This window comes from Streptococcus oralis, assembly GCF_001983955.1.
Classification (GTDB): domain Bacteria; phylum Bacillota; class Bacilli; order Lactobacillales; family Streptococcaceae; genus Streptococcus; species Streptococcus jiangnanensis.
This window is the reverse complement of the sequence record NZ_CP019562.1, coordinates 1-25,534: the sequence shown is the minus strand read 5'-3', so window position 1 is coordinate 25,534 and position 25,534 is coordinate 1. Positions and strand designations below refer to the sequence as shown.

Annotated in this window: 21 protein-coding genes, 3 tRNA genes and 1 pseudogene; 8 read left to right on the top strand and 17 right to left on the bottom strand. The window is 36.0% G+C overall.

Features of this window, described 5'->3' with window-relative positions; translation table 11 throughout:
• Positions 1–38: 38 nt before the first annotated feature.
• Genes BWR56_RS00125 through yfmF form a run of 7 tightly spaced genes read right to left on the bottom strand, consistent with a single transcriptional unit; the run spans position 39 to position 6,417 of the window.
• Positions 39–833: an energy-coupling factor transporter transmembrane component T family protein gene (locus BWR56_RS00125; RefSeq protein ID WP_049505039.1), complete on the bottom strand. Its 795-nt coding sequence runs from the start codon at positions 831–833 to the stop codon at positions 39–41.
• On the bottom strand, positions 826–1,665 hold the full coding sequence (locus tag BWR56_RS00120; protein WP_049505038.1) for an energy-coupling factor transporter ATPase: 840 nt from the start codon (positions 1,663–1,665) through the stop codon (positions 826–828). Before BWR56_RS00120 ends, BWR56_RS00125 begins: the two co-directional genes overlap by 8 nt.
• Positions 1,650–2,477 carry an energy-coupling factor ABC transporter ATP-binding protein gene (locus BWR56_RS00115; RefSeq protein WP_049505037.1) on the bottom strand — a complete coding sequence of 276 codons (828 nt, stop codon included), beginning with the start codon at positions 2,475–2,477 and terminating at the stop codon, positions 1,650–1,652. The genes BWR56_RS00120 and BWR56_RS00115 overlap by 16 nt, the downstream gene beginning before the upstream one ends.
• The gene (gene pgsA, locus BWR56_RS00110; protein WP_049505035.1) at positions 2,474–3,019 is read right to left on the bottom strand and encodes a CDP-diacylglycerol--glycerol-3-phosphate 3-phosphatidyltransferase; all 546 of its coding nucleotides are present in this window, start codon (positions 3,017–3,019) and stop codon (positions 2,474–2,476) included. Before pgsA ends, BWR56_RS00115 begins: the two co-directional genes overlap by 4 nt.
• Positions 3,020–3,029: 10 nt before the next feature.
• Positions 3,030–3,851: a cytoskeleton protein RodZ gene (rodZ, locus tag BWR56_RS00105; RefSeq protein ID WP_049505033.1), complete on the bottom strand. Its 822-nt coding sequence runs from the start codon at positions 3,849–3,851 to the stop codon at positions 3,030–3,032.
• Between the two features lie 35 nt (positions 3,852–3,886).
• Positions 3,887–5,170: an EF-P 5-aminopentanol modification-associated protein YfmH gene (gene yfmH / locus BWR56_RS00100; RefSeq protein WP_049505032.1), complete on the bottom strand. Its 1,284-nt coding sequence runs from the start codon at positions 5,168–5,170 to the stop codon at positions 3,887–3,889.
• A complete protein-coding gene (yfmF, locus tag BWR56_RS00095; RefSeq protein WP_049505029.1) occupies positions 5,167–6,417 on the bottom strand; it encodes an EF-P 5-aminopentanol modification-associated protein YfmF in 1,251 nt (416 codons plus the stop codon). The genes yfmH and yfmF overlap by 4 nt, the downstream gene beginning before the upstream one ends.
• Positions 6,418–6,577: 160 nt before the next feature.
• On the opposite strand from yfmF, the gene yaaA reads away from it, so the two are divergent.
• A complete protein-coding gene (yaaA, locus tag BWR56_RS00090) occupies positions 6,578–6,946 on the top strand; it encodes a S4 domain-containing protein YaaA (protein ID WP_049505027.1) in 369 nt (122 codons plus the stop codon).
• 2 nt (positions 6,947–6,948) lie between these two features.
• The gene (recF, locus tag BWR56_RS00085; RefSeq protein ID WP_049505026.1) at positions 6,949–8,040 is read left to right on the top strand and encodes a DNA replication/repair protein RecF; all 1,092 of its coding nucleotides are present in this window, start codon (positions 6,949–6,951) and stop codon (positions 8,038–8,040) included.
• Positions 8,041–8,099: 59 nt separating this feature from the next.
• Here the strand turns inward: recF and guaB are convergent, their stop codons facing one another.
• Positions 8,100–9,578, bottom strand: coding sequence for an IMP dehydrogenase (gene guaB, locus BWR56_RS00080; protein ID WP_000073406.1), 1,479 nt, complete (start codon positions 9,576–9,578; stop codon positions 8,100–8,102).
• Positions 9,579–9,740: 162 nt separating this feature from the next.
• A complete protein-coding gene (gene trpS / locus BWR56_RS00075; protein WP_049505024.1) occupies positions 9,741–10,766 on the bottom strand; it encodes a tryptophan--tRNA ligase in 1,026 nt (341 codons plus the stop codon).
• A 195-nt stretch (positions 10,767–10,961) separates the two neighbouring features.
• Here trpS and BWR56_RS00070 point away from each other — a divergent pair, with 195 nt between their 5' ends.
• The gene (locus BWR56_RS00070) at positions 10,962–12,584 is read left to right on the top strand and encodes an ATP-binding cassette domain-containing protein (RefSeq protein ID WP_000958793.1); all 1,623 of its coding nucleotides are present in this window, start codon (positions 10,962–10,964) and stop codon (positions 12,582–12,584) included.
• A gap of 61 nt (positions 12,585–12,645) precedes the next feature.
• A pseudogene (locus BWR56_RS00065) lies at positions 12,646–15,183 on the top strand (YfhO family protein); the annotation flags it as partial.
• A 36-nt stretch (positions 15,184–15,219) separates the two neighbouring features.
• On the opposite strand, the gene BWR56_RS00060 reads toward BWR56_RS00065, so the two are convergent.
• Positions 15,220–17,874: a YhgE/Pip domain-containing protein gene (locus tag BWR56_RS00060; protein ID WP_076984213.1), complete on the bottom strand. Its 2,655-nt coding sequence runs from the start codon at positions 17,872–17,874 to the stop codon at positions 15,220–15,222.
• Between the two features lie 128 nt (positions 17,875–18,002).
• Here BWR56_RS00060 and BWR56_RS00055 point away from each other — a divergent pair, with 128 nt between their 5' ends.
• Positions 18,003–18,545, top strand: coding sequence for a TetR/AcrR family transcriptional regulator (locus BWR56_RS00055; RefSeq protein ID WP_049477913.1), 543 nt, complete (start codon positions 18,003–18,005; stop codon positions 18,543–18,545).
• 35 nt (positions 18,546–18,580) lie between these two features.
• Here the strand turns inward: BWR56_RS00055 and BWR56_RS00050 are convergent.
• The 7 genes from BWR56_RS00050 to rlmH all read right to left on the bottom strand — a co-directional run bounded on the left by BWR56_RS00050 (position 18,581) and on the right by rlmH (position 21,758).
• Positions 18,581–18,654 (bottom strand) — tRNA-Asn (locus tag BWR56_RS00050).
• A 5-nt stretch (positions 18,655–18,659) separates the two neighbouring features.
• Positions 18,660–18,731, bottom strand: a tRNA-Glu gene (locus tag BWR56_RS00045).
• A gap of 51 nt (positions 18,732–18,782) precedes the next feature.
• Complete coding sequence (gene comE / locus BWR56_RS00040) at positions 18,783–19,535, bottom strand: competence system response regulator transcription factor ComE (protein WP_000866079.1); 753 nt, start codon at positions 19,533–19,535, stop codon at positions 18,783–18,785.
• A complete protein-coding gene (comD, locus tag BWR56_RS00035) occupies positions 19,532–20,851 on the bottom strand; it encodes a competence system sensor histidine kinase ComD (RefSeq protein WP_049505018.1) in 1,320 nt (439 codons plus the stop codon). Before comD ends, comE begins: the two co-directional genes overlap by 4 nt.
• 20 nt (positions 20,852–20,871) lie before the next feature.
• Entirely contained in the window at positions 20,872–20,997 is a 126-nt protein-coding gene (gene comC, locus BWR56_RS00030; RefSeq protein WP_008282505.1) for a competence-stimulating peptide ComC, read from the bottom strand.
• Positions 20,998–21,161: 164 nt separating this feature from the next.
• Positions 21,162–21,235, bottom strand: a tRNA-Arg gene (locus BWR56_RS00025).
• 43 nt (positions 21,236–21,278) lie between these two features.
• Positions 21,279–21,758 carry a 23S rRNA (pseudouridine(1915)-N(3))-methyltransferase RlmH gene (rlmH, locus tag BWR56_RS00020; RefSeq protein ID WP_049505015.1) on the bottom strand — a complete coding sequence of 160 codons (480 nt, stop codon included), beginning with the start codon at positions 21,756–21,758 and terminating at the stop codon, positions 21,279–21,281.
• 185 nt (positions 21,759–21,943) lie between these two features.
• On the opposite strand from rlmH, the gene BWR56_RS00015 reads away from it, so the two are divergent.
• From BWR56_RS00015 to dnaA, 3 genes are all read left to right on the top strand, one after another.
• Positions 21,944–23,140 carry a serine protease HtrA gene (locus tag BWR56_RS00015; RefSeq protein ID WP_049505014.1) on the top strand — a complete coding sequence of 399 codons (1,197 nt, stop codon included), beginning with the start codon at positions 21,944–21,946 and terminating at the stop codon, positions 23,138–23,140.
• Positions 23,141–23,197: 57 nt separating this feature from the next.
• Positions 23,198–23,956, top strand: a complete 759-nt coding sequence (locus BWR56_RS00010; RefSeq protein WP_049505012.1) for a ParB/RepB/Spo0J family partition protein — start codon at positions 23,198–23,200, stop codon at positions 23,954–23,956.
• A 216-nt stretch (positions 23,957–24,172) separates the two neighbouring features.
• Positions 24,173–25,534, top strand: coding sequence for a chromosomal replication initiator protein DnaA (dnaA, locus tag BWR56_RS00005; protein ID WP_061421574.1), 1,362 nt, complete (start codon positions 24,173–24,175; stop codon positions 25,532–25,534).

Sequence of the window (25,534 nt, the reverse complement as noted above, 5' to 3'; positions counted from 1 at the left end):
CCTGCTACTTTGAGCTTCTTATCAATCCTACAAACCTGCTAAGATTTTAAGAAAAATAAGAAACATCCCAGTACCAAAATCACAAGAATTGCCAGTGTATCCTTTTGACTCCATCTCAACTGTCTATACTGACTTCTACCCTTTCCTCCCTGATAACCACGCGCTTCCATTGCTATTGCCAATGAATCTGCACGCTTTAAGCTCGTCGCAAAAAGAGGAATTAAAATTGGAATCATAGCCTTTACTTTTTGAACGATGCTACCTTCGCCAAAGTCAACTCCACGAGCTTTTTGAGCATTCATAATTCTCGTTGTGTCATCCATCAAGGTTGGAACAAAACGCAAACTCATTGATAACATAAGACCAATTTCATGAACGGGAACTTTCACACGTTTCAGCGGTGCTAAAAGAGCTTCAACTGCGGCTGCCAGACTCAAAGGCATGGTCGTTAATGTTAGCAAGGTTGAAAAGAAAATAATCAACACAAAACGACAGAAAATGATTCCTGCTTGTTGCAAAGCATAATCCGTTATTTTTATAAAAGAAAACTCAAATAGGATATTTCCACTTGAAATGAAAAAGAGCTGAAAAAGAGTTGTAAAAGCAATCAAGAAGAACATGGATTTTAATCCCTGAACAAAAAATGAGAGGGAAACGCCTGACAAAGCGATAAATATACCTGTCGCTACAAACAGAATGAGATTGGTGAGGGGATTATTGGCCCAAAATACAATCAAAATCAGCAGAATCATGGCAAGCAATTTGCTACGGGGATCCAAGCGATGAATGATGGAATCCCCCGGTATATAACGCCCTAAAATCATACTATCCATTTAGCGACTCCTTAAACTCCTCTATCTTGATTGGCAATTTTTTAAAAGCTACACCTCTATCTGCCAAACGTTTACAAAAGGCTGTGATTTTAGGCACACCTAACTGTACTTTTCCCATAGAGGCTACATCTTGGAAAACTTCGCTCGGTTTGCCACTTTTGACCAAACGTCCCTTTTCCATAACATAGACCTGATCAGCATATGCAGCTACATCATCCATCAAATGCGTTACCAGAACGATTGTCATTCCAGAAAGGTGGAGTTTTTTAAACAAGATCATCAATTCTTTTCTGCCCAGAGGATCTAGTCCAGCTGTAGGCTCATCCAAAACTAAGACAGTTGGCTCCATGGCTAGCATACCTGCTATAGCCACACGTCTCATTTGGCCACCCGAAAGTTCAAAAGGACTGCGCTCAAAGAGTGACTCATCGATGCCCACCAAGGCTAACTTTTCACGCGCAATTTTCTTGGCCTCTTCCTCAGAAACTCCAAAATTTTGCGGTCCAAATGCAACATCTTTCAAAACAGTCTCTTCAAAAATCTGATTTTCAGCAAATTGAAACACTAGACCGACTTGCTTTCGAATCCGACGAATTTCTTTATTGGTTGATGTAGGGGTAATGACGGTATCGAAAACTCGAACAAAACCCTTACTTGGTACCAATAGGCCATTTAAAAGCTGTAAAATCGTTGATTTCCCACTACCTGTGTGCCCTACTAAAGCTGTATAGGAGCCATCCTCAATCGTCAAAGAAACATCAGTCAAGGCTGATGAAGATAGGGGAGTCCCCTCTTGATAGGTAAAGCTCACATTTTCTAGAGTAATTCCCATAACTTGTCCTCTAGCTCTCCTTCTGTCAAATAGTCATCCGGCAACTGATAACCAGTCTCTCTCAAAGATTCTCTCAATTGATTAGCAAAAGGTTCATCTAACCCTATCTGGTCAAGGTCATTCCGAGAAAAAAGTTCTCTTGGGCTGCTGGTTGACTCCACTTGGCCTTTTTTCATGACCAATACACGGTCACTCATCGCAACTTCCTCTAAATCATGTGTAATGGAGACGACTGTCATCTGGTGGTCTTTTCGTATCTCTTGAACTGTCTGAATCAGTTCTCTGCGTCCTTCAGGATCCAACATACTTGTAGCCTCGTCCAAAATCAAAATAGCTGGCCTCAAGGCAATAACTCCTGCAATAGCCACCCGTTGTTTTTGTCCACCAGATAAACGAGCTGGTTCTCTCTTCTTAAAGTCCAGCATACCTACCAACTCCAAAGATTCAGCCACTCTCTTCTTCATTTCTTCTCGAGGAAGTCCCTGATTTTCTAATCCAAAGGCGACATCATCTTCAACAGTTGCCCCCACAAATTGGTTATCTGGATTTTGAAAAACCATACCAATTTGACGGCGTAAGTCCCAAACATTCTCAGAGGACAGCAATTGCCCATCGATCCAGATTTCCCCAGACTCTGCTTCAAGTAATCCATCAATCAAACGGATAGTTGTCGATTTTCCACTTCCATTATGACCTACAATCGAAAGCCATTCTCCCCGTTTCACGTGAAACGAGACATTATTAACGTCATAATGATCCTGGTCTTCCTTATAACGAAAAGACAGATTTTTTACTTCAATAATCGATTTCATTTCGAACCAAATGTCCCTTTGAATACATGAGCGCTACCCTTGAAATAATCATAGCCAGAGTAGATAGTGAAAAACAAAGCTATATAAAGCAACAGTTGACCAATTAAATTCCAATGTAAGAGCAAAAAAATAATGGCAAACATCTGACTAAAGGTCTTGATTTTCCCTGGCATCGCTGCTGCTAGAACTGTCCCTCCCGTCTCAACAAGCAACAAACGCAAGCCTGTCACCGCAAGTTCACGACAGATGATAATAGCAACAACCCAAGCCGGAGCCATGCCTAACTCAATCAACATGATAAAAGCTGACATAACCAACAGCTTATCGGCCATCGGATCAGCAAATTTTCCAAAGTTGCTGACTACATTCCATTTGCGAGCAAGGTAACCATCAAAATAATCCGTTATACTAGCAACTGCAAAGATGATCGCTGCCAGCAAATGACTGCCTTGTGAATGGCCCAAAGTCAAAATAAGAATAAAGAGAGGTATAAAGAGAATTCTACCAATAGTTAATACATTAGGAATTTGTTCTTTTTTCATTGATTTTTCCTTAATCTGTAGTAAATGTAAGTGTTACAGTTCCAGTCTGAGTTGTCAGCTTCGAAGTATCAATCATTTGATTGTCCACAGTCACAGTAACTCCCTTCACTACACCTAAAGTAATGGTAACGGGATTCTTAGTTGAAACTGTTGTTTTTGCATTCTTATTGTCTGCGGATAGTGTCACACCACCCTCCAGCTCACTTCCTGAAACACTTACCCAACTAGTTGCATCTGAAACTGCCAGTTGAATCGTAGCCGTTTCCTTACTCGTTTTATACCGAGCTTCAATGCGGTTTCCTTCACCTGACACTGTAATAGTTGATTCCGTAGTAGAAGACGAGCTAGACGTCTGACTACTAGAAGATGAACTAGATGAGGTTGTTGAACTAGTCGAGTTCACAACACTATAATTAGCTGAAGAAGGACTTGGCTGAGTTTGGATGTAGTTCCAGACATAGTAAGTCACAAAAATTAAAATCGACAAAGCAAATAGAACGAAATAAAACAAGGGGAGATAAGACGTTTTTTTCTTATTTGATCGTCTGCGACCAGACAAGTCTTCTTCATCGACATCTACCTCTTCGTAGGTAATCATACTGCCTGAATCATATGCATCCAAAACAATACTTTCATCTAACTCTACTGCCCAGGCATATTTTCTTAAAAAAGAACGAGCATAGAAGGTACTAGGAAGTTGATCAAAATCATCTGCCTCCATAGCTTCTAGAAAATGCAACTGAATTTCAGTTTTTTCCTGCAATTCTTCTAAACTCAATCCCTGGTTAATTCTAGCTAAACGTAGAACCTCGCCAATTGTTTTTTTTCTCATACGTACCATTCCTTCTTTCTAGTATTAGTCATCTTTTAAGCTGGAAAGATTGTAAAATCAACTAGATCACCATTATCAATCAAACGATGTCCAGCTTCTAGAACATCCTCCAAAGTAATTTCCTGTAAAATTTTCGGAAAATCAAAAATTGTTTCTCCGCGATCCATCGGATCGTATTGAGTTGCAATAAATTCCAAGGAGTTCATGCTACTGAAAAATTCCCCAAACATCTCACTCTTAACAAGATCTAAATGTTCCTCTGTAATATCCGTATCACTACTAAACTGACGAATCGCTTTCCGAAATTGATGCGACAGAGAAACAGGCTCTTTGGTATCCATCGTCAATATCACAAAATGAAAGCGACTGTTGACTTCAACCTCAAGTGACAATGACGCATCTAACTTCCCAGTCTCATATAACTTTTGAAAACGATCAGAGGTCCAACCAAACATCATCGTAAATAGTAATTTCAATAAAATATTGTAACGATAAGACTCAGCTTCTGTTATTTGCCCATTACCTCTAATCGCAACAGCAAGTTTGGGTGAAGAAACTTCCATCCGAAGACTATCTGTTTGCCTCACAGACTGCAAGGGTAGTTTCTCTTTTGAAACGGTAAACTGTTCTAAAGTCTTCTTTTCCTTTTTCGAAAAGTATTCCTCAACAACTTTTACATCAATATTTCCAACTAAAAACAGTGACATGTTGACAGGTTTGTAAAAGTCAGTAAAGTTCTCTTTTAAATTTGAAACTTGAATATCAGAAATTGATTTTTCACTTCCAACTATATCTGTTGCTAAAGGAGTATCAGGATAAAGGTTGGCTAATGTTGCAAAAAACAAGCGTGAATCTGGATCATCTTGGTACATTTCTCGTTCTTGCTGGATAATATCCTGTTCCCTTAAAACTGATTCTTCTGTAAAATGAACATCTCCGACTAACTCATCTAGCAAATCTAAATTCTCTAATAGATGGTCAATTGTTGAAAAAAGATAGCTGGTCTTAGTAAAGCTTGTAAAGGCATTACTATCTGCACCTAATCGAGTAAAAGCAGCCATTATATCCTCAGAATTTTCTCTTTCAAACAATTTATGTTCAAGAAAATGTGCAATTCCTGCTGGATGATGACGTAAACCTTTTTCCAAGCTTGTATAAGTTGCATCTACAGAACCAAATTGAACTGTTACAATCCCATAAACCTCATTGAAATCTTGTTTAGGGAGTAAAGAAACTGTCAATCCATTTGACAATTGTGTTTTGTAGACTGTTTCCTTTACAGCAGGATAGTATTTTTCTTCAAAAGTAACCTTTGTCATTCTACTCCTTCCATAAAGTAAATCGCTTGTAACTTCAAACTGTTGGCAACTTTACATACAGCTTCTTTATCAACACTCTCTAATTTTGCCACCAATCGATCAATATCAAAGCTTGATTTCCCCAATAGAGCATTCAAATAGACTCTTTCAACTAAGGTCTGTTGATTATCTTGAGCCATCAACAAAGATCGTCGAATCATCTCCTTGGTTTGTTCAAGCTCAAAATCTGTAAAGTTACCCTTTTTCAGATCTAGCAATTGATGATTCATCATTTTTCTAGCCTGATTTCGATTTTCTCTATCAATACCCGCATACATCCTTAACAGACCACTAAACAAATCCAATTGACTAGAGACTGTGTAGGCTATTCCAGCATTTTCACGAACGTTTGTAAAAAGTTTCGAATGTGCAAATTCACCCAACAAACCATTCATCACAAGCATGGGCAAATGCTCATCATCGCCATATTTTATAGGAGAATGATACCCTAATTCCAAAATTGATTGCCCAACATTCCTCTGAATCATTCCCTCTCGTAGAACATTCGAATAAGACTGATAATATTGGATAGGAACACAGTTCTCTCTAGCTGTAAGGGATAATGACTTCAGTGATTCTGTGATTTCTACTTCATTAAAATCACCTAAGAAAAAGAAATCAATACGATCATTCTTCAGAGCATTCTGAAAGCACGTGTAGCTACTTTCTGGAGACTCATTTGAAATGCTATTTCGTAAATCACTGTATCTCAATTGAAGACGCTCATCATGGAAGAACAAGCTATCCAACTCCTTATGAGCAAAATAAAATGAATCATCCATATCAGTAGCTAAACTAGCCAATAACTGTTTTCTTTCAATTTCAAATAAGGCTGACTCAAAAGCACCATCTTGAACTAAGGGAGCAAATAAAGTCTGTTCTACCAATTCCAAAATTCGAGAAGTCAAGACATTTTTTTTACTCAAAAACTCATCCCGCACGTAGGTAAATGTTAAGTCAAGAATATGTGCTTGCCCTCTACGATAAGCACTTGTGGAAATATCTGTTCCATATAAACTTGCCAAGTATCTGCGAAATGCTTGTGATGTGGGATAAGCTTGATTTGCCGTCTCCAACATACTTGCACTTAACATGCGTCCTGCTATTGTCTCAAGAGATAAGGGAGCAGTAAAACGAATAGTGATTTTATTTGTTTTAAACTTTTTGGATTGAACAAAATGTGCTGAAATTCCAGGCACTAATTCCATACCTTACCTCCTTACATATAGAGTTCTATTATACCACGAAAATCAAAAATTTTCTTGTTCTCTTCATAGCTTTAAAGAGTAAAACCGTTTTCATTTCAGCTAACTTTCCTTCAGCTATTTCAAGGAAAATATGGTATAATACCAAAGATTGAGGTGAATTATGGAATACAAATTATTTGAAGAATTTATTACGCTCCAAGCCCTCCTAAAAGAACTTGGAATTATACAAAGCGGTGGTGCTATCAAATCCTTTTTAATAGATCATCAAGTTTACTTTAATGGCGAGTTAGAAAGTAGACGTGGGAAAAAAATCCGTATTGGAGATACGATTGACATTCCTGATTTAAAGATTGACATCACCTTGACACAACCAAGTTTAAAAGAGCAAGAAGAGTATCAAGCAGATAAGATTGAGAAAGAGCGAATTGCTAAACTTGTTAAAGAGATGAATAAAGGTGTCAAGAAAGAAAAACAAAAAACTTCTTCATCGCCTAAAACCAAACAAGTTCCACGTTTTCCAGGAAGATAACCATGTGGCTCCAACATTTAACAATTAAAACCTTTCGAAACTACAAAGAGGCAAAAATTGATTTCAATCCAAAATTAAATGTCTTTCTAGGTCAAAATGCACAAGGAAAAACCAATATTCTAGAAGCAATCTATTTCTTAGCCTTGACACGTAGTCATCGGACTCGTACAGATAAAAATCTCATTCATTTTGATAACGAGCAACTCCATCTTTCTGGCTTGCTACAGAAAAAAACAAGCTCTATCCCTCTAGAAATTGATTTAACGCCAAAAGGGCGTGTGACTAAGGTCAATCACTTAAAACAAGCTCGCCTATCAGACTACATCGGTCATATGAATGTTGTCCTCTTCGCACCTGAAGATCTCCAGCTAATTAAAGGATCACCTTCTGTCCGTCGAAAATTTATCGACATCGAACTGGGACAAATTAAACCAATCTACTTGTCAGACTTGTCAAACTATAATCACATACTCAAACAGAGAAATACCTACCTAAAATCCAGCCAGAAGATTGACGATACATTTCTGTCAGTCTTAGACGATCAGCTAGTAGAGTATGGGTGTCGTGTTATAAAGCATCGGATAAAATTCATTAAAGACTTAGAGAAATTTGGTCAAAAAAAACACTTAGAAATTTCAAATGAATTAGAAGAGCTGTCAATATCTTATCAATCATCTGTCAACTTCACCAATGAAGAACAGCTAACAAATTCTTTTAAAATTGCTTTGGAGAAAAGCCGATCCAGAGACTTATTTAAAAAGAATACTGGAGTTGGTCCTCATCGAGATGACATTGCTTTTTATATCAATGGAATGGATGCTAGTTTTGGAAGCCAAGGGCAACATCGTAGTCTTGTACTTTCTATCAAACTAGCAGAGATTGAACTAATGGAAAGCATTACTAACGAGTCTCCAATACTCTTGCTTGATGATGTTATGAGCGAACTTGACAACACACGACAATTAAAATTACTAGAAACTATTTCACAATCTATCCAAACCTTCATCACAACAACAAGTTTAGACCACTTACAAAACTTGCCAGAAAATCTTAGTATTTTCAACATCCAAAACGGTAAAATATCTGTAAATTAAAATTGACATCTTTGTAAATAAAAAAGAACTCCTGAAATTCAGGAGTTCTTTTTTACTTCTTACATAGAGTAGTTTGGCGCCTCATTAGTGATTTGTACATCATGAGGATGGCTTTCTTTGAGACCAGCACCTGACATTTCGATAAATTGAGCATTGTCGTGCAATTCTTTAAGATTAGCTGCACCACAGTAACCCATACCAGAGCGAATACCACCAAGCATTTGGAAGACAATGTCAGCTGCTGCGCCTTTATAGGCAACACGACCTTCAATTCCTTCTGGAACGAGTTTGTTTGCTTCATTGACAGAACCTTGGAAGTATCGGTCACTTGATCCTTTTTTCATTGCAGCGATTGATCCCATACCACGGTAAGTCTTAAACTTACGCCCTTGGAAAATTTCAGTTTCACCTGGTGCTTCATCTGTTCCAGCAAACATTGATCCAAGCATAACTGCATTTCCACCTGCAGCAAGGGCTTTTACAATATCTCCAGAATATTTGATTCCACCATCAGCAATAATCGTTTTTCCATATTCACGCGCAACTGCTGCCGCATCATAAATTGCTGTCACTTGTGGGACACCTACACCTGCAATCACACGAGTAGTACAGATAGAACCTGGTCCAATCCCGACTTTGACAACATCCACACCCGCATCATAAAGAGCACGCGCACCTTCAGCAGTTGCAATATTACCAGCAATCAAAGTGCGATCTGGGAAGTGAGCACGAATTTCAGCAATTTTACGTAGAACCCCAGCAGAGTGACCATGGGCAGTATCAATAACAATTGCGTCAGCTCCTGCTTCAAAAAGAGCCTCTGCACGTTCAAATGTATCTGAAGTAACACCTACTGCACCGGCAACTAGAAGACGACCAAACTCATCTTTTGCTGCGTTAGGAAATTCAATTACTTTTTCAATATCTTTAATAGTAATCAAGCCAGAAAGACGACCTTCTTCATCAACCAAAGGAAGTTTTTCAATACGGTGTTCTTGAAGAATATGTTCAGCTGTTGCAAGGTCTGTACCAACAGGAGCAGTGACAAGATTTTCACTGGTCATATGGTTTGAGATTGGCTGATTGTAATCTGAAATAAAGCGAAGATCTCGGTTTGTTAGAATACCAACCAATTTACGATTTTCAAGTGTCTCCACAACTGGAACACCACTGATACGGTAACGTCCCATAAGTTCATCTGCTTCAGCAATCGTGTGTTCTGGAGTCAAGAAGAATGGATCAATAATAACACCATTTTCAGAACGTTTTACCTTGCGAACTTCATCTGCCTGTTGCGCAATAGACATATTTTTATGGATTACTCCAAGACCACCTGCACGCGCAATGGCAATAGCCATTTGACTTTCTGTGACTGTATCCATGGCGGCTGTTATAATTGGGATATTTAAAGTCAGATTATCTGCCAATTTTGTTGTTAAATCTGCATCATTAGGCAACACATGACTTTCTGCTGGAATGAGCAATACATCATCAAAGGTAAAACCTTTTTTTAAAAATTTAGTATCCCAATTAGACATTGAAGTTTCCTCTTTTCTTTCTTTTTGAGCTTGACTCTTTTTGTATTGTATCTATCATACCATTCTATGAAAATTTGTCAATTATATTTATGGTAGAAATCATAAAAAAACTATCCCTGTGATCCTATGGAAGAGATAGTTTTACGATTCATATTTTATCTATTATTTAAAATAATTTAGTCCCATTGCTCCCTTAACTTCAGATAGAGTTTGACCTGCAACCTCACGTGCTTTTTCACTACCTTTTTGAAGCATATTGTACACTTCTCCCATATCCTTAGCAAAGTCAATACGGCGCTCACGAATAGGACCAAGTTCGCGTTCTAATATTTCAAGTAGATAACGTTTCGTCTTTACATCACCAAGACCACCACGTTGATAATGTTCTTTCATATCTGCAATGTCTTGAGCATCTTCTGGACGACCAAACACATCTAGATAATGGAAAACCATATTTCCTTCAATCTTACCTGGATCCTCAACCCGAATATGGTCTGGATCAGTATACATGCTCATGACTTTTTTACGCAAAGTATCAGCATCATCAGCTAGATAAATACCATTATTAAGGGATTTAGACATTTTAGCATTTCCATCTAAACCAGGCAAACGTCCTGCTCTCTCATTTTCTGGGTAAATACCTTCCGGCTCCACCAAGACCTCACAATTATAAGCATGATTAAAGGAACGAACAATCTCACGAGTTTGCTCAATCATTGGTTTCTGATCTGTCCCAACAGGAACATAATTAGCCTTGAAGGCAGTAATATCTGCTGCTTGCGCAATCGGATAAACCAAAAATCCTGTCGGAATACTTTCTCCAAACCCTTTTTGAGCAATCTCTGTTTTTACTGTCGGATTCCGTTCCAAACGAGCTAGTGACACCAAATTCATATAGTACATAGACAGCTCAGCCAACTCTGGAATCTGGCTTTGAATAAAGATGGTTGATTTACTTGGATCCAATCCAACTGCTAGGTAATCCAAGGCAACATTCCCAATCGATTCTAAAATCGTTTGAGGGTCTTTAGCGTGATCTGTCAATGCTTGTTGGTCCGCCAAAAAAACAAACATCTCATACTTGTCTTCTTCCTGCAGTAATACTCTATTTTTAAGACTCCCAACATAATGTCCAATATGCAGTTTTCCTGTTGGGCGATCTCCTGTTAAAATAATGGGTTTCGTCATTTTTTTCTCCTTCGAAATGGTCTCTTCAATTATAGCATTTTTTTGTTAAAATAACAGAAAATTATTTAAATCAAAAAACTAACTCATTGTAAATAAACCTGTAAACTTAATTGACACAAAATTGACAAACAAAAATTTGAATATTTCTCTCTTTTCTAGTAGAATAAATGTATTACATATTATAGGAGAAAAACATTGCTTACAGTATCTGATGTTTCACTACGTTTTAGTGATCGCAAACTTTTTGATGATGTCAATATCAAATTTACAGAAGGAAATACATATGGATTAATTGGTGCTAATGGTGCTGGGAAGTCTACATTCTTAAAAATCTTAGCTGGTGATATCGAGCCAACAACTGGTCACATCTCTCTTGGTCCAGATGAACGTCTCTCTGTTCTCCGTCAAAATCATTTTGACTATGAAGATGAGCGAGTTATTGATGTCGTCATTATGGGAAATGAAAAACTTTACAACATCATGAAAGAAAAAGATGCCATTTACATGAAGGAAGATTTTTCCGATGAAGATGGTGTTCGTGCAGCCGAACTCGAAGGTGAATTTGCTGAACTTGGAGGTTGGGAAGCAGAAAGTGAAGCGTCTCAACTACTTCAAAACCTAAACATTCCAGAAGAATTGCACTATCAAAACATGAGCGAATTGGCCAATGGTGAAAAAGTGAAGGTTCTCCTTGCTAAAGCACTTTTTGGTAAACCAGACGTTCTTCTCTTGGACGAGCCGACCAACGGGTTGGACATCCAATCTATTACTTGGCTAGAAGACTTCTTGATTGACTTTGATAACACCGTTATCGTAGTATCCCACGACCGTCACTTCTTAAACAAAGTATGTACACACATGGCCGACCTTGACTTTGGAAAAATCAAACTATATGTCGGAAACTATGACTTCTGGAAGGAATCTTCTGAACTCGCTGCTAAATTGCTAGCAGACCGTAATGCCAAGGCAGAAGAAAAAATTAAGCAATTGCAAGAATTCGTTGCTCGCTTCTCTGCCAACGCTTCTAAGTCAAGACAAGCAACGTCTCGTAAAAAAATGCTTGACAAGATTGAATTAGAAGAGATTGTTCCTTCTAGTCGTAAATACCCATTTATCAACTTTAAAGCAGAACGTGAGATTGGTAATGATCTCTTGACAGTAGAAAATTTAACTGTAAAGATTGATGGCGAAACTATCCTAGACAATATTAGTTTCATCTTGCGTCCAGGTGATAAAACAGCTCTTATTGGACAAAACGACATCCAAACAACTGCATTAATTCGTGCAATTATGGGTGACATCGACTATGAAGGAACTGTCAAGTGGGGAGTTACTACTAGCCGTTCTTACTTGCCAAAAGACAACTCGGCTGATTTTGCAGGAGGAGAGTCAATCCTTGACTGGTTGCGTCAATTTGCAAGTAAAGAAGAAGATGACAATACCTTCCTACGTGGTTTCCTTGGTCGTATGCTCTTCTCTGGTGATGAGGTTAACAAACCTGTAAACGTCTTGTCAGGGGGAGAAAAAGTACGTGTCATGCTTTCAAAACTCATGCTCTTGAAATCAAATGTCCTTGTACTTGATGATCCAACAAATCACTTGGACTTGGAATCTATCTCAAGCTTGAACGATGGATTGAAAAACTTTAAAGAATCAATCATCTTTGCCAGTCATGACCACGAGTTTATCCAAACTTTGGCAAACCATATCATTGTTTTGTCTAAGAATGGCGTCATTGATCGTATTGATGAAACCTACGATGAATTCCTAGAAAATGCAGAAGTGCAAGCAAAAGTTAAAGAACTTTGGAAAGATTAAATAAGACTTCAAAACTCAGTTGGGGTAACCAACTGAGTTTTCTATCATTCTACGAGGTAACATGAAATCATTTTTTAAAACATATTGGACCTATTTTGTTTCTTTCATCATTCCTTTAGTAATTATGACTGGAGTATACCTAACTCAAGGTATCTACTGGAATAGCGATACATCTCCACTATTAGGAGACGGTTTCCATCAATACGTTATTTTTGATGTGGCTTTACGAAATATTTTACATGGAAATGGTAGTTTGTTTTACACCTTTACAAGTGGCCTCGGACTGAATTTCTATGCTCTATCTAGTTATTACTTGGGTAGTTTTCTCTCACCTCTGGTTTACTTTTTTAATCTGTCGAATATGCCAGATGCTGTTTATCTGACCACTCTCTTAAAATTTGGATTGATTGGTCTGTCAACCTTCTTTAGTTTGACTAGATTATTTAAAGATATCCCAAAATTTTTAAAACTTGCCTTATCTACTTCCTATGCTTTAATGAGCTTCACTGTCAGTCAGTTAGAGATTAAAACCTGGCTAGATGTTTTTATCTTGATTCCTTTAATTATAACTGGTTTACTCCTACTTATAACACAAAAGAAGCGCTTACTATACTTTACAAGTTTATCAATCTTATTTATTCAAAATTATTATTTTGGGTATATGACAGCATTGTTTCTTATTTTCTGGTATCTCTGCCAAATTTCTTGGGACTTTAAAACTCGAAAATCATCTTTTCTTGATTTTGTTGTTACCTCCTTTTTAGCTGGAATGGCTAGTTTGATTATGACTCTTCCTACACTGTTTGATTTACAAACTCATGGAGAGAAGTTGACTGCCATCACAAAATTAAAGACAGATAGTAGCTGGTATTTGGATATTTTTGCAAAACAATTCATTGGATCTTTTGATACAACTAAATATGGATCTATACCAATGATTTTTGTTGGATTGCTTCCTTTTATTTTGACTATTCTATTTTTCACAATAAAATCCATAAGGTTTCACGTGAAACTTACCTATGCAATTTTCTTTACTTTTTTAATAACAAGCTTTTACATAGAAGCACTTGATTTATTTTGGCAAGGGATGCATACCCCAAATATGTTTTTGCATCGCTATGCTTGGATTTTTTCCACTCTGTTAATTTATACTTCAGCAGAAGTCTTAAATCGTCTGAAAGAACTGAAGCTATGGAATCTATTTGTCTCACTTTTTCTTGTACTAACAGGATTTTTGGCCACTGTCTATTTTAAATCACACTATTCTTTTTTAACAGATTTGAATATCCTACTCACTCTTGAATTTCTCCTGGTTTATGCTCCTTTACTCCTTGCAGTCATCAGAAAATTTATCTCTGTAAATCTATTTGCAATTCTTTTATCTTTATTTATAACAGTTGAGATAAGCCTAAATGCTTCAGCTCAAATGGAAGGAATAGCTAAAGAATGGGCTTTTGCTTCTCGCAGCGTCTATAATAGAGATGTCACTGCTATGGAATCTATTCTAAACCAAATTGACGATTCATTTACACGTACTGAAAAACTGCAAATTCAGACGGGAAATGACAGTATGAAATTTAATTACAATGGAATCTCTCAATTCTCGTCTGTACGAAATCGCTCAGCTAGCACTATTTTAGATAAACTGGGATTCAAATCCTCTGGAACTAACCTCAATCTTCGTTATACAAATAATAGTATTTTAGCAGACAGTTTATTTGGAATCCAATACAATATTTCAGAAACTCTCCTTGATAAATATGGATTTCAAGAGATTTATCAAAAGGATCATTTAACCTTATATAAAAATCAACTTTCCCTCCCCATTGCTTTTGCTACTCAATCTATTTATACCGATGTAAACTTTAATAATCACACTCTAGATAATCAAGCTTTATTTATAAACCAGCTTACTAATCTCAACTTGGATTACTTCTCCCAAATAGCATATGATAAAACAGATACTTCAGATGGTTTAACCAGCATCACAGGTTCTGCGAATGAAGATGCAAAGATTGATTATCAAATTGAGGTTCCTCAAAATAGTCAAGTCTATCTCTCTTTTTCAAATCTTCATTTTACAAACGATAAGCAAAAGAAAGTTGACATCATTGTCAATGGAGAAAAAAAGACTTTTACAACTGACAATGCATTTAATTTCTTTAATTTGGGTTATACTGAAGAACAAAAAACTTTCAATATCAGTGTTAGTTTCCCTGGAAATTCTCAGGTGTCCTTTGAATCTCCAACCTTCTATCGTTTAGATACTCAGGCTCTTACTGAGGCAATTCAAAAGATTAAAGAACAACCTGTAGAAGTATCCACCTCTAAAAATAAAGTCTTTGCTACATATGAAGTAAAACAAGATACCTCTATTTTCTTCACTATTCCTTATGACAAAGGTTGGTCTGCATACCAGGATGGGAAAAAACTTGAAATCAAGCAGGCTCAAACTGGTTTTATGAAAGTTGATGTTCCAAAAGGAAAAGGCACCATTACACTTTCCTTTATTCCCAATGGTTTTGTTATTGGAGCAGCCTGCTCACTAACTGCCCTTCTTCTTTTTGGGATCTATAATCACAGACGAAATTTATCTAAGACAGAAAAAGATTGGCCAATTCCTTGGTCAATCTTTTTAATCTTCTTCCATTTTCTTAGGTTGATAAGCTAGCATACCTAAAGCAGTAAAGAAAGCTAGTGTTATAATAAGGAAAATCACTTGGTGATGAATATTTCCTGTCATAGAGATTGTTTGTCGTAAACCTGATACAGAGTAACTCATTGGTAACCATGGACTGATACCTTTAAAGAAATCATTTGTCAATGCAAGGGGATAGGTCCCCGCACTTGATGCTAACTGTAATAATAGTAAAATAAGAGAGAAGAAGGCTCCTATACGGCTATTCCAAGTTGTTAATGCAGTTACCATAGACATAAATGTTAAGCTTGCGATAATAATTAAGAACAAGGTTCTCATTTCATGATTTGCTGTTAGACCAATAAGATGAACGCCACCATAGACTAAGACAGCGGCTAAAACAGCTATAACTCCATTTATCTCAAAGCGAGATTTGAACCAAGCCCAGCGAGTTTCAGGATGACGACCTGAAGGTAATTTAGCAAAAATCATATTTGTTGATAATGCAGCGACAAAGAGAGCGACTGATATCATATAAGGAGCCATAGCAATCCCATTTACAGGGACTTGGTCATTGTCTGTTTTTGAGAGAACTAGAGGTTCAGATAATGTTTCTGCATTTTTTGACTCTGTTGATGCTGATTTTAGTTGATTGCTAGCACTTCTTAAGCCTTGTCCTAGATTAGTAGTTCCTACTTGTAAACTTTCAATACCAGCAGTTAAAGTTGCTCCACCTTCAGCTAATTTTCCAGCACCATCTGCTATCTTCATAGCGCCACTTCCTAGTTGGGATGCTGCAGAAAGTAATTGTGTTGATTTATCTGTTAATTGATCAGAGCCAAATTGTAATTTAGTAAGACCTGCTATTAACTCTGGACTCTTATTGTTCAATTGAGCAGAACCAGATGATAGTTTTTCAATACCTGTTACTAATTCTGGAGTTTTCCCAGCTAGAGTATCCAAACCAGTTGTCAATTTTGAAGAGTTTTCTGTCAACTTGGTTGAGGCAGAAACCAATTGATCCAAACTTGTTGTTAAAGTTGTATTCTTTTCACTTAGTTGATTTACACCTAAAGAAATAGTATCCAATCCCTTAGTATACGCATTAACTCCATTTTCAATTGATTGACTTCCGGGAACTAACTGATTATCTACAGCATTTTGCAACTGTGTAAATCCACTTGACATAGATATCAAGGAACTAGACGCTATAGGTAAAAGTTGATTTGCTTTAGTCTGTAAAGTAGAAAGATTAGAGACTGGTTGGTTTATACTTCCTAAATTTTCTTTTAAATCTCCTGCCGTCGTTAAAATTGCTTTTGCTGACTCTATCGTAGAATTAGAATTATTTGAAACAGCTTCAGTCAATTCTTTTTTCTGAGTTTCAGTGAGAGATTGATAAGTTGCTGTTGCTTGAAGATTTGTAAGAATTTTCTCTTGCTCTGCTTGACTATTAGTCACAATAGTTTGAGCAAGAGTCGTTATATTTGTTAAGTCATTAGATATTGTATTTTTAAGATCAGTATTATCTGAAACTGTAACTGATTGGAGAGACTTATTCAACTCATCTAAACTGCTTGCTAACTGTGTTATATCCTCTTTCTGTTGAGATGAAGTATTTAATTGTGTGGATATTTCTTTGATTCCTTTATTTAATTGAGTAATACCGTCTCTCAATGTATCTGGTTGACTTGATAGTTGGTTTGTACCAACAGATAATTTGTCAACTCCGCTTGTATAGGCATTGACACCAACCGAAAATTGACTGAGACCTGAATTGAGTTGTGAAACTCCACCAGCATATGACTTCATCCCTGTATTTAACTGGTTGACACCTGCAACTAATTCTGGAGTTTTCGAAGATAATTGATTAAGTCCTGTGTCAACCTGTGAAACCGCACTTGTATAGTTCTGTAAACCATCATTAAATGTTCCTAAGCCACTATTCAGTTGCTTTACTCCTGTGACATACGTTGTCAACCCTTTTGTAAATTGATCTGTTCCATCCGAAAAGGTTAAACTTGAGCTAGCTAAAGTAGCAAGATTTGAAGACAATGTCTGACTTCCTACAGCTAACTGACTGGCCCCGTTAGCCAATTGTTCACTTCCATCGGCTGCCTTCGTTAAACCGGATTTTAAATCACCCATCTTTTGAAATAAAGCTTTCGTATAGGATTCGGTTACATTAGCAGAAACATTCTGTTTTAACTGTGTCATGGCAGAATCACTCATTTTACTTGCAATGAAGCTATGCCCGCTAGAAGTTTGATAGTTAATGGTCATTTGTTCTGGATGATCTGATAGAATAGAAGCAGCTTTTTCAGATAAGTCACTTGGTAAAGTCACTACCATGTAGTAGTCACCATCTTCTAGTCCTTTTTCCCCTTCCTCTTCATTAACAAAGTGAAAATCTAAAGCCTTATTTTCTTTTAAATTAGACACCATGTCTTCACCAATTCTCATTGTCTGTCCATTATAAAAAGCTTCCTTATCTTTATTGACAACTGCCACAGGTAACTCCGATACTTGACCATATGGATCCCACATGGACGATAAAAATATAATGTTGTATAAAGCTGGAATGAGAGAAATCCCTATCATTACAATGATAAAGGTCGGTTTTTTAAATATTGCTTTCCATTCTTTAAACATGTTTCCTCCTTTTTTACACATATTGTCTAAAATTTTGATATAATAGATTATACATAAAAAAATCTAAATTACAAGGTAAAAAATATTTTTTTAGACACATAGTCTATTTTTGTTTACAAGGAGGAATTATGAAAGAAAGTAACAAACGTTTAAAAACAAAACGAATTATCGAAAATGCCATGGTTCAATTATTGATGGACCAGCCCTTTGATCAAATTTCTACTGTCAAGTTAGCAGAAAAAGCCGGAATTAGTCGTTCCAGCTTTTACACTCACTACAAGGATAAGTATGATATGATTGAACTCTACCAAAGTAAGCTATTTCATACCTTTGAGTATATTTTCCAAAAACATGCTCATCACAAAAGAGATGCTATTTTAGAAGTATTTGAATATTTAGAGTCTGAGCCACTCTTGGCTGCACTCTTGTCTGAAAATGGAACAAAAGAAATCCAAAATTTCTTGAGAAATAAGCTTCACATTATGCTTAGCACCGACCTTCAGAAACGCTTTATGAAACTACAACTCACTCCAATAGAATTAGAATACAGCAGTATTTATCTAACAAATGCCCTATTTGGTGTTTGCCAGACTTGGATTGCTCACGGAAAAAAAGAAAGTCCGCAAGAAATGACAGACTTCCTTATGAAAATGTTAGGTGATGTCAGATAAAAAAAGAACACCAATGGTGTTCTTTTTTTATCTGACTCCGCCAGTAGGACTCGAACCTACGACATCATGATTAACAGTCATGCGCTACTACCAACTGAGCTATGGCGGATAAAATAGTCCGTACGGGATTCGAACCCGTGTTACCGCCGTGAAAAGGCGGTGTCTTAACCCCTTGACCAACGGACCATCTATCTGTAGCAGATATAACCATTATATCAATTTCTTACTAATTGTCAATCACTTTTTAGATTTTTTCTCTAGAATATCTTTTAGTTTACGAACTTTCAAACGGGTAATGGGACAACGATGATCTTCATAAAAGACAACTTCTAAATTCTTTCGATCAATTTCTCTCACATTTCCTACATTGACAAGGAAAGATTTATGGGAGCAATAAAATCGCTGGGTATGTTTGTCCTTTTCCTGAATATCTGTCATAGTTCCATAGAATTCTTTAGCAAAATTCTTACCAATAATCCGAAGTTTATGAGAAACTCCTGTGGTTTCGATATACAAAATGTCATGGTAAGGAATTTTCAAATCATTTCCTTTATAGTTGTAATCAAAATAGTCTACAACATCTTCGTTTTCAAGCAGCATACTCTTAGTGTAAAAAATACTCTGCTCGATGCGTTTTTTGAACAATTCATCATTGATATCTTTATCAACAAAATCTAGGGCTGATACCTGGTATTTATACGTTAAGGTAGCAAATTCAGATCGACTGGTAATAAAGACAATAATAGCATAAGGATTGTGATGACGGATAAACTGAGCCACTTCAAAGCCTTTTTTCTCGATTCCATGAATATCAATATCTAGGAAATAAAGCTGGTTTACTTCATCATTTTCGATATATTCCTTAAATTCACGAACTTTTCCTGTTGTCTTATATGAAATAGGAATATTCGATTCTTCCGAGATTTCATTTAATATTCTCTCTAGTCTCACTTGATGTTCAATAACATCTTCTAAAATTAATACTTTCATTCGAATTCCCTCTTAAATCTAATAATTTGTCTAAATGTGTTGTCTTCCATCTCAGTTTCTAAGATAATGTTGTCATACTTATCTAAGATCTCTTTGACATTATTAAGCCCTAGACCTCTATTTCTTCCCTTGGTAGAGAAACCTAAGGCAAATAGATCCTCTGAAGGCGTCATAGTGATTTTGCATGAATTCTGGATAACTATAACTGTTTCAAAATCCATTTTAATGACTGCAACTTCCATTTGTTTCAAATAACTATCTGCAGCACCTTCAACGGCATTGTTTAATAAAATGCTCATGATACGAACCAGATCAAGTAAATCTATTGACAGTCTAGTAATGATATCCTTTACTTCCAATGTAAACTCTACATCATTTTTTCGTGCATAGACAATCGATTGAGCAATTAAACTCCGTAAAGCAGAGTCTTCTATATTATTTAAATCAAAGTAAGTATATTTTTCTGACCTCAATTTCTGATTTGCTTTTACTAGGACTTCATTGTAAACCCTGTTAATTTCTTGTAAATCTCCACTGTCAATCGCCATTTGCATGCTAACAAGCATCCCTGCATAGTCATGACGAAAACCTCGAATTTCATTATACAACTCCACAATTTCATCAGTATAAGTCTGTAAATGTTTTTGTTCAAATTTCTTTTGTTTTAGAGCAATCTCTTTTTCAATTTGAACCTTGTGAGAATTCATTGCAAAGAAAATCAATAACAAGCAAATAAAAACAATGGTTGATAAAATACTTCCGAAGCTATTTAAATGATGAGTTGTACTTACTATATCTGAAATAAACAATAAGATATGCAAACCAAAGAAAGCAACTATTACTTTTTTTAAAAAAGGGTACAGATAATCTTTATCAAAATAAGTAAGTTCTAAATGGAAATAAGTAATAATTTTTTTAATAATTAAATATGTTAGTAATAGTACTCCTAAATAAAACATCACTTCATGTTCTATCACAAAAGCATCACCTGTTATAGAGGATAGGGTTACTGATAAAAAAGTATGTGTACTGTGATATAATAAAGACAATAGTAAACTGATAAACATTCCTTTATGCTTATCATATTTCTTTAAAACTACTATAGAAGTATATAGAATAAAAGGAAATATAAACTTTTCAATCCCTAACCCACCTAATGAAATAAAGTCAAAGAAAAATTCAGCTACAGACTGATATACAAATATACAAGCTATAAATAAATATCTTTCTTTTTTAGTTACTTTACAAATTAATTCATAGCTTATTGTTAAAATAAAAATATGAAGAATAACTATCCCAAATCCTAATAAACTCATCCTATCACCCTATAATATTACTACTTTGTCCTATTTGAAAAAAGATGTTTAAAAAAGTAAGGTAGTCTTTTATCTCCACCTCGAATCTCCTGCAATTCTGCCTCTGTTACTTCTTTAAATTGTTCCAACTTTACTGTATTTTTCATAATGAAATCTCCTGTATTATTTTTTCTTGTAAGTTAGCTTACACACCTATTATACAAAATGAAGACCATGTAAGAAAAAATTCTTCCCAACTGTACATTTTTGCACCTGAAACGCACTTTTTTAAGAAAAAAGCTGGGATTTACCCCAGCTTCGCATCTAAAATTGATCCCAGCAGGATTCGAACCTGCGACCGTTCGCTTAGAAGGCGAATGCTCTATCCAGCTGAGCTATGAGACCTAACATGACCATTCTATCAAAAAACAAGAGCTAAGTCAATCTTCTATTTGTGGTAAGGAGAACCCTGTTGAATTGTAAAAGCACGGTAAATTTGTTCAACTAAAACCAATCTCATTAACTGATGTGGTAATGTCAGATGGCCAAAACTGACAGAAAGATTGGCCCTATTTTTTACAACAGGAGCTAGACCCAAACTTCCTCCAATGATAAAAGTAAGTGTTGAATATCCTTTGATAGAAGCTTGCTCTAGTTGCTTACTAAATTCCTCTGAGGAGAGTGTTTTTCCTTCAATGGCTAGTACAACGACAAAGTCTCTTTCTCCAACCTTAGAAAGAATTCTTTCACCTTCTGTTTCCAAGATTTTTTGATTTTCTAATTCACTGGCTTTGTCAGGTGTCTTCTCATCAGTGAGCTCAATCATTTCTAATTTGGCGAAACGTGAAATTCGTTTGGTATATTCAGCAATACCATCTTTAAGGTATTTTTCTTTTAATTTTCCCACTGTTACAATTTTTATTTTCATTCTTCTATTCTATCATATCCACACTTCATTTCACATCTTATACACACAAAAATCATTCAAAAATACTAGTGAATTCACAGAATAAAGTGAGTTATCCACAACTTGTGTAAAACTTTAAGCTTTTAAGTTTGGATTAAGTTAATAGGTTTATAATCTGAGTAAATAAATAACAAACGGAGGCGTATATGAAACACTTACAAAAATTTTACAAAAAAGGAGTTAAAATTCTCGTAATCATTCTAATCGGATTTTTAAGCGGTGCCTTAGGAAGTTTCGTAACATTACAACTTTATCAAAAACAAGGAAATCAAGCTACAAATAATAATTCTGGCACTGTCACTCAAACATCCTATAAGAATGAAAATTCAACCACTCAAGCAGTAAATAAAGTTAAGGATGCTGTTGTCTCAATCATTACTTATTCTTCTTCTAGCAGTAGACAAAGTAGTGTATTTAATGCTGATGAAACTAATTCTGATTCAGACAATCAACAAATCGCAAGTGAGGGATCAGGTGTTATCTATAAAAAGGATGATAAAGATGCCTATCTTGTAACCAATACTCACGTTATCAATGGAGCTTCAAAAGTTGATATCCGCTTAGCAGATGGTACCAAGGTTCCTGGTGAAATTGTCGGATCTGATACCTTCTCTGATATTGCTGTCGTTAAAATTTCTTCAGAAAAAGTTACAACAGTGGCAGAATTTGGGGATTCAAGTCAACTTAGTGTTGGAGAAACAGCGATTGCTATCGGTAGTCCTCTAGGTTCAGAATATGCTAATACAGTTACACAGGGGATTGTTTCAAGTCTTAATCGAAATGTTTCTCTAAAATCTGAAGATGGTCAAGCTATTTCAACAAAAGCCATTCAAACAGATACGGCCATTAACCCTGGTAACTCTGGTGGTCCACTTGTAAATATTCAAGGACAAGTAATTGGTATTACATCAAGTAAAATTGCAAGTAATGGTGGAACATCTGTAGAAGGTCTTGGTTTTGCAATTCCTTCAAACGATGCACAAAATATCATTAAACAGCTTGAAAGTGATGGTAAAGTGACTCGTCCTGCTCTTGGAATTCAAATGGTCAATCTGTCAAATGTTGGAGCTAGTGATCTTAGAAAACTTAACATTCCAAGTGGCCTCACTTCAGGTGTAGTTGTTCGATCTGTTCAAAACAATATGCCAGCAAATGGACATCTTCAAAAATACGATGTCATTACCAAAGTTGACGACAAAGAGATTGCCTCATCAACAGACCTACAACATGCTCTTTACAATCATGCTATTGGAGATACTATCAAAATAACCTACTACCGTAACGGTAAGGAGGAAACAACTTCAATTAAACTAGATAAGAATTCTGGTGATTTAGAGTCTTAATTGACATCAGTGTAAAGAAAACTTTACAGAAAGTAAAAGATATGTTAGTGTAGAATCATGGAAAAATTTGAAATGATTTCTATCTCTGAAATACAAAAGAATCCTTACCAACCTCGAAAAGAATTTGATACAGATAAACTAAAGGAATTAGCTCAGTCAATCAAAGAAAATGGGCTCATCCAACCAATCATCGTTCGTCAATCTCCTGTAATTGGTTATGAAATCCTTGCAGGAGAGAGACGATATCGGGCTTCTCTCTTGGCTGGTCTGACCTCTATTCCAGCCGTTGTAAAGCACCTCTCAGATCAGGAAATGATGATCCAGTCAATCATTGAGAATTTGCAGAGAGAAAATTTAAATCCTGTTGAAGAAGCACGCGCCTACGAATCTTTAGTAGAAAAAGGATTTACTCACACTGAGATAGCGGATAAAATGGGGAAATCTCGTCCTTATATCACTAATTTTATTCGTTTACTTTCCCTACCAGAATATATCTTAGTTGAAGTAGAAAATGGAAAAATTTCTCAAGCGCATGCACGTTCTCTAGTTGGTTTAGACAAAGAGCAGCAAGACTATTTCTTCCAACTAATCAAAAATGAAGATATTTCTGTGAGAAAGTTAGAAGCACTTCTTACAGAGAAAAAACAAAAGAAGCAAAAAAAAAGTGATTCTTTCATCAAAGACGAAGAAGATAAATTAAAAAAACTACTCGGTTTAAGTGTAGAAATTAAACTTTCAAAAAAAGATACTGGAAAGATTATTATCTCCTTTTCAAGTCAAGAAGAATACGATAGAATTATTAACAGCCTGAAATAAGGCTGTTCTTTTATTTTCTCAACCCACAAATTTATCCACCAATTTTTTTATCAATAACCCTATTAAATCAAGGATTTTCCTATTTATCCCCAACCTGTGGATAAATACTACTAACATTGTGGATTCTTTTCCCCAATCTGTGGAAAAATCCTACTATCTATGGTAAAATAAGTCTAGCACTAAACTACTAAAATCATAGTAAAGGAGGAAAATTAGTTGAAAGAAAAGCAATTTTGGAATCGTATTTTAGAATTTGCTCAAGAAAGATTGACACGATCTATGTATGATTTCTATGCTACACCTGCTGAACTCATCAAAGTAGAAGAAAACACAGCTACTATATTTCTACCGAGATCAGAGATGGAAATGGTGTGGGAAAAGCAATTAAAAGATATTATTATTGCTGCTGGTTTTGAAATTTATGATTCTGAAATCAAACCTCACTATATTTTCACTAAACCTCAGAGCACAGAATCTCCTCAAGTAAATGATACGAATAGTGTCTCTACTTACGATTACACACCTGCACTACCAACGATTCCCTATTCCGAAACAGGGTTAAAAGAAAAATATACCTTTGATAACTTTATTCAAGGTGATGGGAATGTTTGGGCAGTGTCTGCTGCACTAGCTGTATCTGAAGATTTAGCTCTGACTTATAATCCTCTTTTTATCTATGGAGGACCTGGTCTTGGAAAGACTCACTTGCTCAATGCGATTGGAAATGAGATTTTGAAAAATATTCCTGATGCGCGTGTCAAGTACATTCCTGCCGAAAGCTTTATCAATGACTTTCTTGAACACTTGCGACTTGGGGAAATGGAAAATTTCAAAAAGACTTACCGTAGCCTTGATCTCTTATTGATCGATGATATCCAATCTCTCAGTGGCAAAAAAGTCGCGACCCAGGAAGAATTTTTCAATACCTTCAATGCTCTTCATGATAAGCAGAAACAGATTGTCCTAACCAGTGATCGAAGTCCTAAACACCTAGAAGGACTTGAAGAGAGACTTGTTACACGCTTTAGCTGGGGATTGACGCAAAATATCACTCCTCCTGACTTTGAGACACGTATCGCCATTCTTCAAAGTAAAACAGAGCACTTAGATTACCATTTCCAAAGTGATACTCTAGAATACTTGGCTGGCCAATTTGATTCAAATGTTAGAGAATTGGAAGGAGCAATCAACGATATCACTTTAATTGCCAGAGTGAAGAAGATTAAGGATATTACTATTGATATTGCTGCGGAAGCTATTAGAGCACGTAAGCAAGACGCCCGCCAGATACTTGTTATTCCAATTGAGAAAATCCAAACTGAAGTTGGTAATTTTTATGGAGTGAGTGTTAAAGAAATGAAAGGTACGAGACGAGTTCAGAACATCGTTTTAGCACGTCAGGTTGCTATGTATCTAGCTAGAGAACTGACAGATAACAGTCTTCCAAAAATTGGAAAAGAATTTGGCGGAAAGGATCACACCACCGTTATTCATGCCCATGCTAAAATCAAATCATTGATTGACGAAGACGATAATTTACGTTTAGAAATAGAAGCAATCAAAAAGAAAATTAAGTAG